Raw genomic sequence first — 12,831 nt, 5'->3', positions numbered from 1 at the left:
CCCTGCGAAGCGGGGGAGGGAGGGGACCCGTGGCGCAGCCACGGGGAGGGTGGGGGCAAGCACACCGCACCTCCAGGGGGAGTCCTGCCCATGATGGGATACTCGCTCGGCGAACTCGGCTCCATCCTCGCGATGCAGGCCTTCGCCGGACTGATCCTCTTCTCGGTCTTCGTCCTCATGGCCCTCGGCCTCGCCATCATCTTCGGCCAGATGGGCGTCATCAACATGGCCCACGGCGAGTTCATGATCCTCGGGGCCTACGTCACCTATCTCTGCGCCAACCTCTTCCACGCCTACCTGCCCTGGGCCTACCCGGCCTACTTCTTCATCGCCATCGTCCTGGCGTTCCTCGCCTCGGGGGCGCTCGGCCTGCTGGTGGAATGGGCGCTGATCCGCCACCTCTACGCCCGGCCGCTCGACACCCTGCTGGCGACCTGGGGCCTCAGCCTGGTGCTGCAGCAGCTCTACCGCTCCACCTTCGGGGCGCGCGAGGTGGGCGTCGAGCTGCCGGATTGGCTGATGGGCTCGCTGCCCGTCACCGACGTCATCGAGGTGCAGATCAACGGCCTCTTCGTCATGGCGCTGACGGCGCTGATCACCGTCGGCGTCTTCCTCCTGCTGTTCCGCTCGCGCTGGGGGCTGCAGGTGCGCGCCGTCACCGTCAACCGCACCATGAGCGGGGCGGTCGGCATCGACACGCGGCGCATCGACCGCCTGACCTTCGGGCTGGGCTGCGGGGTCGCCGGCGTGGCCGGCAGCGCCTTCACCATGATCGGCTCGACCGGGCCGACGGCGGGGCAGCTCTACATCGTCGACACCTTCCTGGTCGTCGTGTTCGGCGGCGCCCAGAGCCTGATCGGCACCATCGCCTCGGCGCTGACGATCTCGCAGTCGCAGTCGACGCTCGAGTTCTTCCTCAGCGGCTCGATGGCCAAGGTGATCACGCTGCTCATCGTCATCGGCCTGCTGATGCTGCGCCCGCAAGGCCTCTTCGTCCTCAAGGTCCGGAGGTAGCGCCATGTCGACCACCGTCCCGGGAGCCCGCCGCGGCGAGCTGCTCGCCTACGCCGCCGCCGCGCTGGTCCTCCTCGTCGTCTTCCCGCTGACGCTGGACGGCTTCCGCCTCAACCTCGTCGGCAAGTACCTGACCTTCGCCTTCGTCGCCATCGGCCTGGTGCTGTGCTGGGGCTACACCGGGGTGCTCAGCCTCGGCCAGGGCCTGTTCTTCGGCATCGGCGGCTACTGCATGGCGATGTTCCTGAAGCTCGAGGCGTCGACCCCGGAGGCCACGGCGATCCAGTCGACCCCCGGCATCCCCGACTTCATGGACTGGAACCAGATCACCGCGCTGCCCTGGTTCTGGGAGCCGTTCCACTCCTTCCCGCTGACCGTCCTGTCCCTCTTCGTGGTGCCGGCGGTGGCCGCCTACGTCATCGGTGCCGCCATGTTCAAGCGCCGGGTCGGCGGCGTCTACTTCGCCATCATCACCCAGGCGCTGGCGGCGGTCGCCACCATCCTGATCATCGGCCAGCAGGGCTACACCGGCGGCGTCAACGGCATCACCGACCTGCGCACCCTGCTCGGCTGGGACATCCGCACCGACGCGGCCAAGACCGTCCTCTACTTCGTCAACGGGGTCCTGCTGCTCGCCTGCATGGTGGCGGCCCGCGCCATGCTGGCGAGCAAGCTCGGCCGCATCCTGGTGGCGATCCGCGACAAGGAGGAGCGGGTGCGCTTCTCCGGCTACGACGTCGCCAGCTTCAAGATCTTCGCCTTCTGCGCCGGGGCGGTGTTCGCCGCACTCGGCGGGGCGATGTTCACGCTCCAGGTCGGCTTCATGTCGCCCTCGATCATCGGCATCGTGCCCTCCATCGAGATGGTGATCTTCTGCGCCGTCGGCGGCCGCCTCTCGATCGTCGGCGCGGTCTCCGGGGCGCTGCTGGTCAACGCCGCCAAGACCACCTTCTCCGAGCAGTTCCCGGAGCTGTGGCTGTTCGGCCTGGGCGGCCTCTTCATCGCCGTCGTCCTCTTCTTCCCCCGCGGCATCGCCGGCCTGGTGCACGACTGGGCGCCGGCGCTCAAGGCCCGGCTGGCCGCCGGCCGGCCGCTGCCCGGCCCGGGGTCGCGCACCCGTCCGGCCGAATAGGAGGTCGCCATGAACGCCCAACCCGCCAACGCCCAACCCGCGAACGCCCAACCCGCGCCGGCCGCCGCCACCGACTTCCTCCTGGCGGTCGAGGGGCTCACCGTCTCCTTCGACGGCTTCAAGGCGGTCAACGACCTCAGCCTCTACATCGACCGCGGCGAGCTGCGCGTCATCATCGGCCCCAACGGGGCCGGCAAGACCACCGTGCTCGACCTCGTCTGCGGCCGCACCAGGGCGACCTCCGGCTCGATCCGCTTCAAGGGGACGGAGGTCACCAAGCTGCGCGAGCACGAGATCGTGCGGCTGGGCATCGGCCGCAAGTTCCAGAACCCGTCGATCTACGAGGACCTGACGGTGTTCGAGAACCTGGAGATCTCCTACCCCCGCGGCCGCGGCGTGTTCGGCGCGCTGGGCTTCCGGCGCAGCCCCGAGGTGGTCGCCCGGGTGCGCGAGGTGGCGGAGACCATCTTCCTGGAGGCCCACCTCGACCAGCGCGCCGAGACCTTGAGCCACGGCCAGAAGCAGTGGCTGGAGATCGGCATGCTGCTGATCCAGGACCCCGAGCTGCTGATGCTCGACGAGCCGGTCGCCGGCATGAGCGTCGCCGAGCGCGCCCGCACCGCCGAACTCCTCAACCGCATCACCGCGGGCCGCGCCGTGGTGGTGATCGAGCACGACATGGGCTTCGTCGAGAGGATCGCCCACCGCGTCACCGTGCTGCACCAGGGCCGGACGCTCGCCGAGGGCAGCATGGAGACGGTGCAGGCGAACCCGCGGGTGCGCGAAGTCTATCTCGGCCATTAGAGCAAGATCGCTTTTGGCCGATCCGGCCAAACGCGCGAATCATGCTCCAACCATTTGAATTCGGAGCGGGATTCACACTCCAGGTGATTCCATCTGGAGTGACCCCGCTCCGGGAGGGCATCCGATGCTGGACATCCAGGACCTGCACGTCAGCTACGGCCAGAGCGAGGTCCTCCACGGCATCGACCTGGCGGTCGGGCCGGGCGAGATCGTCGCCGTGGTGGGGCGCAACGGCATGGGCAAGTCGACCCTGATGAAGTCGCTGATCGGCGTGCTGCCCACCGCCCGCGGCGCCATCCGGATCGGCGGCCGCGACATCACCGGCGTGCCCAGCCACCTGCGCGTCAGGAGCGGGCTGGCCTACGTCCCCCAGGGCCGGCAGATCTTCGGCACCATGACGGTGAAGGAGAACATCGAGACCGGGCTGGTGGTGACCGGCCGCGCCGCCGTGCCGGGCGAGCTCTACGAGCTCTTCCCCGTGCTGAAGGAGTTCGCCGGGCGGCGCGGCGGCAACCTGTCGGGCGGCCAGCAGCAGCAGCTCGCCATCGCCCGGGCGCTGGCGACCGACCCGTCGGTCCTGCTGCTGGACGAGCCGACCGAGGGCATCCAGCCCTCCATCATCAAGGAGATCGCCCGCAAGCTGCGGGAGATCCGCGACGCCCGCAACCTCTGCATCGTCGTGTGCGAGCAGGTGCTGAGCTTCGTGCTCGACGTCGCCGACCGCATCCTCGTCATCGAGAACGGCCGCATCGTCCACGCCGACCGCCGCGACCAGGTCGACGAGGCGACGGTCGCCGGATACCTCGCGGTCTGAGGAAACCTCTTTGCCCCCCGCCCCTCCCCCTTTGCACCGGCGGGGACGGCGCCCGCGGCGCGGGACGATGGGGGCGCCCGCTTCGGCACCCAACCAGAACACAGGGAGACCACACCGATGGCCGAAACGCTGATCAAGATCGACCTTGCGAGCTCGCCCTACGACAACGACATGATCCACAACCGCTGGCATCCGGACATCCCGATGGTGGCGTGGGTCAGTCCCGGCGACGACTTCGTCGTCGAGTGCTACGACTGGACCGGCGGGCAGATCAGGAACGACGACGACGCGGCCGACGTGCGCGACGTCGACCTCTCCCAGGTCCACTTCCTCTCCGGCCCGATCGGCGTCAAGGGCGCCGAGCCCGGCGACCTGCTGGTGGTCGACCTGCTCGACATCGGCGCCTTCCCCAGCCAGACCTGGGGCTTCAACGGCTTCTTCTCCAAGAAGAACGGCGGCGGCTTCCTCACCGACCACTTCCCCCTGGCGCAGAAGTCGATCTGGGACATCTCCGGCGTCTACACCCACTCCCGCCACGTGCCGGGGGTGCGCTTCGCCGGCCTGATCCACCCCGGCCTGATCGGCTGCCTGCCCTCGCCCGACCTGCTGGCCAAGTGGAACAGCCGGGAAATGGCGCTGATGGAGACGGCGCCGACCCGCGTGCCGCCGCTCGCCAACCCGCCCTTCGCGCCGACCGCCCACATGGGCCGCCTCAAGGGCGAGGCGCGCGACGCGGCGGCCGCCACCGGGGCCCGCACCGTGCCGCCGCGCGAGCACGGCGGCAACTGCGACATCAAGGACCTGTCGCGCGGCGCCAAGGTCTATTTCCCGGTCTACGTCGACGGCGGCGGGCTGTCGCTGGGCGACCTGCACTTCAGCCAGGGCGACGGCGAGATCACCTTCTGCGGCGCCATCGAGATGGCCGGCTGGGTGCACATGAAGGTCGACCTCATCAAGGGCGGCGTCGCCAAGTACGGCATCCGGAACCCGATCTTCAAGCCGAGCCCGATCACCCCCACCTACAACGACCATCTCATCTTCGAGGGGATCTCGGTCGACGAGGCCGGCACCCAGCACTATCTCGACGTCCACGTCGCCTACCGCCAGGCCTGCCTCAACGCCATCGAGTACCTGAAGAAGTTCGGCTACAGCGGCGCCCAGGCCTACGCCATCCTCGGCACCGCCCCGGTGCAGGGGCACATCAGCGGCGTCGTCGACATCCCCAACGCCTGCGCCACCCTGTTCCTGCCCACCGAGATCTTCGACTTCGACATCCGTCCCAACGCCAACGGCCCGGTCAAGGCGATCGACGGCTCCGTCTACGTGCCGCTGGCCCCCGATCTCTGATCCCTTCACCCAACGCCGCGACGCCCCCTCTCCCCCCTTCGGGGGAGAGGGGGCCCGTTCCAGACGGGAGCCCGCCGATGCCGATGTACGAGTATCTCTGCGCCCACTGCGGGCCGTTCAGCGACCTGCGGCCGATGTCGCGGTCGGCCGAGCCGGCGCCCTGCCCCGGCTGCGGCGCCGAGGCGCCGCGCGCCATTCTCACCGCCCCCCATTTCAGCCTCGTCGCCGGCGCCACGCGGCGCGCCGTCGAGACCAACGAGCGCAGCGCCCACGCCCCCATGAGCAGCGCCGAATACAAGGAACGGCGCGCCGCCGGGCACGGTGCCGGCTGCGCCTGCTGCTCCGGCACCAAGGCGCTGCGTTCCGCGGCGGTGACCGGCAAGGACGGCGCCAAGGCCTTCCCGACGAAGCGGCCCTGGATGATCAGCCACTGACGGCGGCCGGTCCGCGTCGTCAGGTGCTGCCGCGCTGGATCAGCGTCAGGTCGAGGATGTCGGTCGCGCGCTCGGGGGTCTCGCCCTGCAGGCGGGCCAGCAGCAGCGCGCCCGCCCGGCGGCCGAGCTCGCGGCTGTCGACGCCGACGGTCGTCAGGCCCGGCGCGATCTCGTCGGCCATGTCGTTGTCGCCGAAGCCGAGGATGGCGAGACCGTCCGGCACCGCCAGTCCCCGCCGCCGCGCCTCGAAGAGGGCGCCGATGGCGAGCAGGTCGTTGGCGCAGAACACGGCGTCCACCGCGCCGTCGCGGGCGAGCAGCTCGCCCAGCGCCGCCCGGCCGTCGGCCACGCCGTTGACGCTGTCGACGAAGATCTCGGCGGCGATCTCGAGCCCGCCGGCCCGCGCCCCGTCGCGGAAGCCGCTGAGGCGCAGGGCGCCGCGGCCGCTGCGGCGGCCGATGTAGGCGACCCGGCGGTGGCCGCGCCCGGCGAGATGCTCCGCCGCCAGGCGTCCGCCGTCGACGTTGGAGAACCCCACCAGCATGTCGATCGGGTCGCGCGGATAGGCCCACGTCTCCATGATCGGGATGCCCAGGTCGCGCAGGGCCTGCCGGTTCCCCTCGATCTCGATGACGCCGGTGAACAGGACGGCCGCTGGCCGCAGCGCCCGCAGCGACTGGATCATGCTCGTCTCCTTGGCGTAGGAGTACGAGGTCTGGCCGATCATGAGCTGGTAGCCGTGCGGCTCCAGGACCTCGGCGCAGCCCTGCACGGCGAGGCAGAACTGCTGACTCATGATGTTGGAGACGAAGGCGGCGACGATGCTCGACTGGCCGGAGCGCAGGGCGCGGGCGTGCGGGTTGGAGGCGTAGCCCGTGCGCTCGACGATCTCGAGGATGCGCCGGCGCTTCTCCTCGGCCACCTTGGCGGGCTGGCGCAGGGCGCGCGACACCGTGATCGGCGACACCCCGGCGAGCCGGGCCACCTCCTCGATGCGCGGCGGGCGCTGTGCCGTGCGCCGGCCTCCCGCCGCCGGGGCGGCGGGCCCCGGCGCGGTGACGCGCACGACGTCGTCGATCGTCGCCGGGCGCCGCTTCGCGTCGGAGTCGCTCATCCCCACCCTCCCCTCTCCGTCACGCCGCCCGCGCCAGGACCGCGGCCTCGTCGACCGGCCGCGCCACCTGGATCAGGCAGTCGCCGGCCTCGCTGTCGGCGTGCAGCCGCCGCGAGATGACGATGCCGCCCTCGCGGAAGCGCAGCTCCTCCTCCGGCGCGTCGAGGCGCGTCAGGTCGTGGAACCAGCCGGCGACGTCGCCCGCCGCGACGCGCGCGCCGAGGTCCACCGCCGGCTCGAACCAACCGCGCCGGAGCGCGAAGATCAACTGCTCCTGATTGTCGAGCGACAGCAACTGCATGGGCGCCGGCGGCAGCGCCGCGGGATCGAGCACGGGCTGCCGAATCGTGCCGAGGGCCAGGAGCAGGTTGTCGATCGCCCGCGCCGCGGCCGCCATGGTCGCCGGCGTCACCGCGCCGCCGCCGCCGAACTCGCCGCTGATGCCGATGGCGCCGGCGCGGGCCGCCGCCGCCATGGAAGTGGGCGCCTGGGCGCCGTTCTCGGCCACGAAGCCGTACGGCATGCCGAGCCGCCGCATCAGGTCGAGCGCCTGCGCCAGGCGGTCCGGAGTGCCCTGGCGTTCGATGAGCGCGCAGGGCAGATGCGCCATGGAGGTGCCGCCGGCGTGCAGGTCGAACACCACGTCGTGGCGCGGGAACAGCTCGTGTTCGAGGAAGTGCGCCAGCCGGGCCGTCGGCGGGCCGCCGGCGTCGCCCGGGAAGGCGCGGTTGAGGTTGCCGCCGTCGAGCGGCGAGCAGCGCCGCGCCGCCATGACGGCCGGCGCGTTGGTGAGCGGCAGGATGGTCACCTCGCCCCGGACGGCGTGTGCCTCGAGACGGCGGAACAGCCGCCCGAGGAGGAGTTCGCCCTCGTACTCGTCGCCGTGGTTGCCCGCCATCAGGAGGACGCGCGGCCCGGCGCCGTTGCGGATGCGGCAGACCGGAACCTTCACCTGGTAGTAGGGCGAGCGGTCGACCGAGACGGGAACGCTGAGATAGCTCAGCGCCTTCCCCTCGGCGGCGAAATCGAGCGCGTGGAACAGGCCAGTGTGCATTCCTGAAACCTTCTAGCCGCGGCGGCGCGCCCATCGCGCCGCCACCGTCCTGCCGGAAAGGGGCCGCTCACAGAGCGGCGATCGCCGTCATCTCGACACGCAGGTCGGGATCGGCGAGCCGCGCCTCGACGCAGGCCCGCGCCGGCGGGTTGGCCGGATCGATCCACGCGTCGTAGACCTCGTTCATCGCGTCGAAGTCGGTGATGTTGGGCAGGAAGACGTTGACGGCGACGAGCTTGGAGCGGTCCGTCCCCGCCTCGCGCAGCAGGGCGTCGATCTTCGCCAGCACGTCGCGCGTCTGGCCCTGGAGCGACGCCTTGCGGTCGTCGGCCACCTGGCCGGCGATGTGCACCATGCCGTGGCAGACGACGGCCTGGCTCATGCGCGTGCCGACCTGGAACCTCTTGATCATCGGTGATCCCTTTTCGATTGCACTCGGTCGCGCTGTCCGCCTCACATGTGCGGCAGCGTCTGGGCTTCCTTGAACCACGTGAGCTGGATGGCGGCGAGCTTGCCGTTCAGCCGGTTCTGGAAGAGGAAGGTGTTGATCCAGTTGAGGAGGTTCTGCTCGCCCTGGCGCACGGCGGCGTGGGCCGGCGACTGGCGGATGAGGAACTTCAGCCCGACCTCCTTGCCCGGGTTGTCCTCGGCCACCTTGAGGGCGATGGCGCTGTTCTCGGCGAAGGTCTCGACCTGCCCGGCGAGGTAGGCGGCGATGGCGGCCGGCGTGTCCTCGAAGCGCACGAGGTTGACGCCCTTGGCGTTGTCGGTCAGCCAGACGTCCAGGGTCGATCCCTTGGCGACGCCGACGCTGTGGCCCTTGAGGTCGGCCGGGTCCTTGGTGGCGGCCATGCTCGCCGGGCCGTACACGCCGAGGTTCACGGCCGCGTAGGGCTGCGAGAACATCACCTGCAGGGCGCGTTCGGAGGTGGCGCCGGCGGCGGCGATCAGCACGTCGATCTTGTCGGCGAGCAGGCTGGGGATGCGGTTGGCCCCGGTCACCGGCACCAGCTCCAGGGTCACGCCCATGTCGGCCGCCATCAGCTTGGCGAGGTCGACGTCGAGGCCGCTCGCCTCGCCCTTAGCGTTCTTGAAGCCCCAGGGGGCGGCGTCCAGCAGCACGCCGACGCGCAGGCTGCCGGCGTCGAGCACGTCCTGCAGCTTGTCGGCCCTGGCGGCCCCGGGGAGAGCGACGACGGGAAGGGCGACGATGGCACAGGTCAGCGCGGCGGCGACCAGGTTGCGAAACCGTGTCATGAAACTGCTCCTCTGTTCGTTCGTTGTCCGGCCCTGTGCGGCGGGCCTACTTCACCGAGCCGATGAAGCTCCTGAGCTCGGGCGTGCGCGGGTTGGCGAAGAGCTCGGCCGGCGGGCCCTCCTCCCAGACGCGCCCCTGGTGCATGAAGACGAGCTTGGTCGCGACGTCGCGCGCGAACGCCATCTCGTGGGTGACGAGGATCATGGTCATGCCCTGGCGGGCCATGTCCTCCATGACCTTGAGCACCTCGCCGACGAGTTCGGGGTCGAGGGCCGAGGTCACCTCGTCGAACAGCATGAGGTGCGGCGCCATGGCGAGGCAGCGGGCGATGGCGACGCGCTGCTGCTGGCCGCCGGAGAGCTGGCTCGGGTGGGCGTCGACCTTGTCGGCGAGGCCGACGCGCGCCAGCACGTCGAGCGCCAGCGCCCGGCCCTCGCCCTTGGCGACCTTCCCGGTGAGCACCGGGGCCAGGGTGATGTTGCGCTCAACCGTCAGGTGCGGGAACAGGTTGAACGCCTGGAAGACGATGCCGACGCGCTGGCGGAACTGGCGCAGGTTCGCCATGTCGGTCCGCACCGCCTGCCCCTCGACGAGGATCTCGCCGCTGTCGACGCGCTCCAGCGCGTTGATGCAGCGCAGGAGCGTCGACTTGCCCGAGCCCGAGCGGCCGATGATGGTGACGATCTCGCCCTCGTTCACCTCGAGCGAGACGCCCTTCAGCACCGGGACGGAGCCGAAGCTCTTGCAGACGTTGCGGATGTCAACGAGCGCCATTGAGACGGGCCTCCAGGGAACGCGACCACAGCGTGAGCGGCAGGCAGGCGGCGAAGTAGATCGCCGCGACGACGGAATAGACGAGCAGCGGCTGGAACGTGGCGGCGCTGGCGAGCTGGCCGGCGCGGGCCAGCTCGACGAAGCCGACGATGGACGCCAGCGACGTGCCCTTGATGAGCTGGACCAGGAAGCCGACGGTGGGCGGCAGCGCCATGCGGAAGGCCTGGGGCGCCACCACGTGACGGAACTGCTGCCAGGCCGAGAGGCCGAGGCAGGCCGCCGCCTCCCACTGCTCCTGCTTCACCGCCTGGATGCCGCCGCGCCAGATCTCGCCGAGGAAGGCGGCGGTGTAGACGGTGAAGGCGATGCCGACGGCGACGAGGGGCGGCACCTGCAGACCGAGGAACACCGGCACCCCGAAATAGAAGAAGAACAGGAGGCCGAGCAGGGGCACGCCCTGGACGAGCTGCAGGAACCCCGTCGCCAGCCACCGCAGCGCCCGGCTGCCGCTCGTCCGCATCAGGGCAAGGGCGAGGGCCAGCGGACCGCCGAAGGCCAGGGCGATGGCGACGAGGGCGACCGTCCATTGCAGCGCTGCGAACAGCGACAGGAGGTCGGCGGTGGAAAAGGAACGCATGCCGGCTCTCCCTCTCAGCGTCCCACGGGCCAGCGGAAGACGGCGTGCGCCAGGGCGGCGAACAGCGCCTTGAAGGCCATAACGAGGGCGAAGTAGATGCCGCAGACCACGGCGTAGACCTCGAAGCTGCGGTAGGTCCGGCTCTCGACGAAGCCGGCGGTGTGGAACAGCTCCTCCGCGGAGACCTGCGACGCCAGCGAGGTGCCGAGGAGCAGCAGGACGAACTGGCTGGTGAAGGCCGGGTAGACGCAGCGCAGGGCCGGCGGCAGGACGACGTGGCGGAACACCTCCCACCCCGTCAGGCCGAGGCACTGGCCGGCCTCGACCTGGCTGCGCGGGACGGAGTCGAGCCCGGCGCGGAAGATCTCGATGCAGTAGGAGCCGAAATAGATGCCGAGCGCGATCACCGCCGCCGCGAAGGACGACAGCTTCAGGCCGAAGTTCGGCAGCACGAAGAAGACGATGAAGAGCTGGATCAGCGACGGCGTGTTGCGGATCACCTCAATGTAGGCGCGGATCGCCCAGCGCACCGGCCGCGGCCCGCCGCGCACCAGGACGGCGCCGGCCACGCCGATGGCCACCCCGATGGCCGCCGAGGCCAGGGTCAGCACCAGGGTCAGCACGGTGCCGTCGATGAACTGGTCCTGGTAGCGCCAGAGCTGGTTGAAGTTCAGGTTCGTCATGTCGGCCGGTCCCCGCGCCGGTCAGCCGAAGAAGGTCCGGTAGGCGGTCCGGACCCGGCCGGCCGCGTCGAGGCCGAACACCACCCGCCAGCGGTCGAGGCAGGTGCAGGGGTGGGAGATGCCGAACTCCACGACGTCGCCGACCGCCAGCGGATGGCCCGCCGGCACGGCCAGGAAGGCGTGCTGGTCGTTGAGCCGGGTCACCGCCAGCCCGGCCGCGCCGCCTCCGTTCGAGGCGGTCCCGTTCGAGGCGGGCCCGTCAAGGGCGACGCCATCCAGGGCGACGCCGTCGCGGTGGACGCGCAGCGGCTGCGGCAGGTCCTGGTCGAAGGAGGCGTCGCGCATGCCGAAGCCGCAGACGGCGAGGCCCGGCTCGGGGCGCGAGAGCACCTCCGCCCACAGCCGCAGGGCCGGGCGGAAGGCGGTGGCCGCCGGCTCGCCGCCGGACGCGAAGCCGCCGCGGCCGTCCATCGCCCCCAGCGCCCGGGCGTAGACGCCGTGGTCGTGGAAGAAGATGGCGCCGCCGCGCAGCACCACGGTGGCGTTGCCGTCGGCGCGGGCCACCGGGGCGAGGCCGCCGACCACCAGGTCGAAGAAGGCGGAGCCGCCCGCCGTGACGAGGAGGTGCCGGCGCGGTTCGGCGGCGCGCACCAGGGCGAAGACGTCGGCGGTGAGGTCCATGAGCGCGGCGATGGCCGCGGCGGTGGCCGCCGGGTCGGCGCTCGCCGCCGCGCCCTCGTAGGTGGCCACCCCGTCGAGCACGAGGCGTCCGCGCGTCCGGCGCACCGCCTCGATCACCGCCTCCGCCGCCGCCCGGTCGCGCGCCCCGGCGCGCCCGGCGCCGACCTCGACCAGCACCGGCAGGGCGTCGCGCCCGGCCCGCCCGGCGGCGACGGCCAGCGCCTCGACGGCGGCCGGGGAATCGGCGAAGGCACGGACGTCGCCGCCGGGATGGGCCTCCAGCAGGGCGCCGAGACGCTCGCCGCTGGCCCGTCCGCCGATCTCGTTGGCGAGGATCAGCCGCGTCACCCCGGCCCTGAGCAGGACGGCCGCCTGCTGCAGGTTGGCGACCGTGGCGCCCCAGGCGCCGGCGGCGACCAGATCGGCGGCGAGCTGCGGCGCCATCGGTGTCTTGGCGTGCGGGGCGAGCGCCACGCCGTGGCGGCGCGCGTAGGCGAACATCCGGTCGCGGTTGCCGGCGAAGGCCGCCTCGTCGAGGGTCAGCACCGGCAGCGGCATGTTCCCCGACGCCGGGCACCAGCCCGCCGCACCGACGTCGCGCAGGCGCACGGGCGCGGTGCCGGGCGGAACGCCCCGGACGCCGTCGTCGAGGGTGCTGTCGAGCAGAGAGTCGAGAAAGGCGCTCATCGGGATCTGGCCTGCCGAAATGGGGACGGGTGCCGCGAAGTGCGAATGACAACGTTACCATAACAGCGGTTTTCACCAATGGCAACGTTGTCATCGGTGAAAGTCCATTCGTTCGCTCGCACCACGGCCGTCTCCGCCGGCGCGGCGGGCGGCGGCGGGCGACGCGTTCCGACGACGCGCCGATGCGTGCTGCGGCGCTGACGAGGGCATCGCCGCCGCCGGCGCCGGAGAATATCAGGGGCCGCGACACGGTCGCGGCAGCCGACGAGATCTTTCCGGATCGCCGCCACCGCACGACATCTTCGTATTGCCGGCCGTACTTTTGTTGTTCCTGGCAGCATCAATATGGACCCGGACCGCCTGATATCTTTGCTCGTCGCGGCGACCGCGCACGGCAA

The 12,831-nt window shown here is 71.2% G+C and carries 14 protein-coding genes; 6 read left to right on the top strand and 8 right to left on the bottom strand.

Features of this window, described 5'->3' with window-relative positions; translation table 11 throughout:
• The first annotated feature begins 90 nt into the window (after nucleotides 1-90).
• The 6 genes from urtB (at nucleotide 91) to ACSBPG_RS26305 (ending at nucleotide 5,545) form a co-directional block, all read left to right on the top strand.
• Entirely contained in the window at nucleotides 91-1,014 is a 924-nt protein-coding gene (gene urtB / locus ACSBPG_RS26330; protein WP_435540212.1) for an urea ABC transporter permease subunit UrtB, read from the top strand.
• 4 nt (nucleotides 1,015-1,018) lie between these two features.
• A complete protein-coding gene (gene urtC, locus ACSBPG_RS26325) occupies nucleotides 1,019-2,146 on the top strand; it encodes an urea ABC transporter permease subunit UrtC (RefSeq protein WP_435540211.1) in 1,128 nt (375 codons plus the stop codon).
• Between the two features lie 9 nt (nucleotides 2,147-2,155).
• On the top strand, nucleotides 2,156-2,950 hold the full coding sequence (gene urtD / locus ACSBPG_RS26320) for an urea ABC transporter ATP-binding protein UrtD (RefSeq protein WP_435540210.1): 795 nt from the start codon (nucleotides 2,156-2,158) through the stop codon (nucleotides 2,948-2,950).
• A gap of 124 nt (nucleotides 2,951-3,074) precedes the next feature.
• Nucleotides 3,075-3,764: an urea ABC transporter ATP-binding subunit UrtE gene (urtE, locus tag ACSBPG_RS26315; protein WP_435540209.1), complete on the top strand. Its 690-nt coding sequence runs from the start codon at nucleotides 3,075-3,077 to the stop codon at nucleotides 3,762-3,764.
• Between the two features lie 117 nt (nucleotides 3,765-3,881).
• Complete coding sequence (fmdA, locus tag ACSBPG_RS26310) at nucleotides 3,882-5,111, top strand: formamidase (protein ID WP_435540208.1); 1,230 nt, start codon at nucleotides 3,882-3,884, stop codon at nucleotides 5,109-5,111.
• 77 nt (nucleotides 5,112-5,188) lie between these two features.
• Nucleotides 5,189-5,545 (top strand): FmdB family zinc ribbon protein, encoded by a 357-nt coding sequence (locus ACSBPG_RS26305; protein ID WP_435540207.1) that lies wholly within the window; start codon nucleotides 5,189-5,191, stop codon nucleotides 5,543-5,545.
• A 19-nt stretch (nucleotides 5,546-5,564) separates the two neighbouring features.
• Here ACSBPG_RS26305 and ACSBPG_RS26300 read toward each other — a convergent pair whose 3' ends face one another.
• The 8 genes from ACSBPG_RS26300 to ACSBPG_RS26265 all read right to left on the bottom strand — a co-directional run bounded on the left by ACSBPG_RS26300 (nucleotide 5,565) and on the right by ACSBPG_RS26265 (nucleotide 12,433).
• Nucleotides 5,565-6,659, bottom strand: a complete 1,095-nt coding sequence (locus tag ACSBPG_RS26300; RefSeq protein WP_435540206.1) for a LacI family DNA-binding transcriptional regulator — start codon at nucleotides 6,657-6,659, stop codon at nucleotides 5,565-5,567.
• 19 nt (nucleotides 6,660-6,678) lie between these two features.
• Nucleotides 6,679-7,713 (bottom strand): deacylase, encoded by a 1,035-nt coding sequence (locus ACSBPG_RS26295; RefSeq protein WP_435540205.1) that lies wholly within the window; start codon nucleotides 7,711-7,713, stop codon nucleotides 6,679-6,681.
• A 67-nt stretch (nucleotides 7,714-7,780) separates the two neighbouring features.
• Complete coding sequence (locus ACSBPG_RS26290; RefSeq protein WP_435540204.1) at nucleotides 7,781-8,125, bottom strand: RidA family protein; 345 nt, start codon at nucleotides 8,123-8,125, stop codon at nucleotides 7,781-7,783.
• Nucleotides 8,126-8,166: 41 nt separating this feature from the next.
• Nucleotides 8,167-8,970 (bottom strand): transporter substrate-binding domain-containing protein, encoded by an 804-nt coding sequence (locus ACSBPG_RS26285; protein ID WP_435540203.1) that lies wholly within the window; start codon nucleotides 8,968-8,970, stop codon nucleotides 8,167-8,169.
• A 46-nt stretch (nucleotides 8,971-9,016) separates the two neighbouring features.
• A complete protein-coding gene (locus ACSBPG_RS26280; RefSeq protein WP_435540202.1) occupies nucleotides 9,017-9,745 on the bottom strand; it encodes an amino acid ABC transporter ATP-binding protein in 729 nt (242 codons plus the stop codon).
• Nucleotides 9,732-10,382 (bottom strand): amino acid ABC transporter permease, encoded by a 651-nt coding sequence (locus ACSBPG_RS26275; RefSeq protein ID WP_435540201.1) that lies wholly within the window; start codon nucleotides 10,380-10,382, stop codon nucleotides 9,732-9,734. The genes ACSBPG_RS26280 and ACSBPG_RS26275 overlap by 14 nt, the downstream gene beginning before the upstream one ends.
• Nucleotides 10,383-10,396: 14 nt before the next feature.
• Nucleotides 10,397-11,065, bottom strand: coding sequence for an amino acid ABC transporter permease (locus ACSBPG_RS26270; protein ID WP_435540200.1), 669 nt, complete (start codon nucleotides 11,063-11,065; stop codon nucleotides 10,397-10,399).
• A gap of 21 nt (nucleotides 11,066-11,086) precedes the next feature.
• Nucleotides 11,087-12,433, bottom strand: a complete 1,347-nt coding sequence (locus ACSBPG_RS26265; RefSeq protein ID WP_435540199.1) for an alanine racemase — start codon at nucleotides 12,431-12,433, stop codon at nucleotides 11,087-11,089.
• Between the last annotated feature and the right edge of the window lie 398 nt (nucleotides 12,434-12,831).

Source organism: Azospirillum sp. ST 5-10 (assembly GCF_051225715.1).
Classification (GTDB): Bacteria; Pseudomonadota; Alphaproteobacteria; order Azospirillales; family Azospirillaceae; genus Azospirillum.
The sequence above is the reverse complement of the archived record's forward strand: the minus strand, read 5'-3'. Positions and strand labels throughout refer to the sequence as shown.

Bases quoted from the DNA above. Each gene is read 5' to 3' on its own strand.
- urtB (WP_435540212.1), top strand. From the start codon at position 91: ATGATGGGATACTCGCTCGGCGAACTCGGCTCCATCCTCGCGATGCAG.
- urtC (WP_435540211.1), top strand. From the start codon at position 1,019: ATGTCGACCACCGTCCCGGGAGCCCGCCGCGGCGAGCTGCTCGCCTAC.
- urtD (WP_435540210.1), top strand. From the start codon at position 2,156: ATGAACGCCCAACCCGCCAACGCCCAACCCGCGAACGCCCAACCCGCG.
- urtE (WP_435540209.1), top strand. From the start codon at position 3,075: ATGCTGGACATCCAGGACCTGCACGTCAGCTACGGCCAGAGCGAGGTC.
- fmdA (WP_435540208.1), top strand. From the start codon at position 3,882: ATGGCCGAAACGCTGATCAAGATCGACCTTGCGAGCTCGCCCTACGAC.
- ACSBPG_RS26305 (WP_435540207.1), top strand. From the start codon at position 5,189: ATGCCGATGTACGAGTATCTCTGCGCCCACTGCGGGCCGTTCAGCGAC.
- ACSBPG_RS26300 (WP_435540206.1), bottom strand. From the start codon at position 6,659: ATGAGCGACTCCGACGCGAAGCGGCGCCCGGCGACGATCGACGACGTC.
- ACSBPG_RS26295 (WP_435540205.1), bottom strand. From the start codon at position 7,713: ATGCACACTGGCCTGTTCCACGCGCTCGATTTCGCCGCCGAGGGGAAG.
- ACSBPG_RS26290 (WP_435540204.1), bottom strand. From the start codon at position 8,125: ATGATCAAGAGGTTCCAGGTCGGCACGCGCATGAGCCAGGCCGTCGTC.
- ACSBPG_RS26285 (WP_435540203.1), bottom strand. From the start codon at position 8,970: ATGACACGGTTTCGCAACCTGGTCGCCGCCGCGCTGACCTGTGCCATC.
- ACSBPG_RS26280 (WP_435540202.1), bottom strand. From the start codon at position 9,745: ATGGCGCTCGTTGACATCCGCAACGTCTGCAAGAGCTTCGGCTCCGTC.
- ACSBPG_RS26275 (WP_435540201.1), bottom strand. From the start codon at position 10,382: ATGCGTTCCTTTTCCACCGCCGACCTCCTGTCGCTGTTCGCAGCGCTG.
- ACSBPG_RS26270 (WP_435540200.1), bottom strand. From the start codon at position 11,065: ATGACGAACCTGAACTTCAACCAGCTCTGGCGCTACCAGGACCAGTTC.
- ACSBPG_RS26265 (WP_435540199.1), bottom strand. From the start codon at position 12,433: ATGAGCGCCTTTCTCGACTCTCTGCTCGACAGCACCCTCGACGACGGC.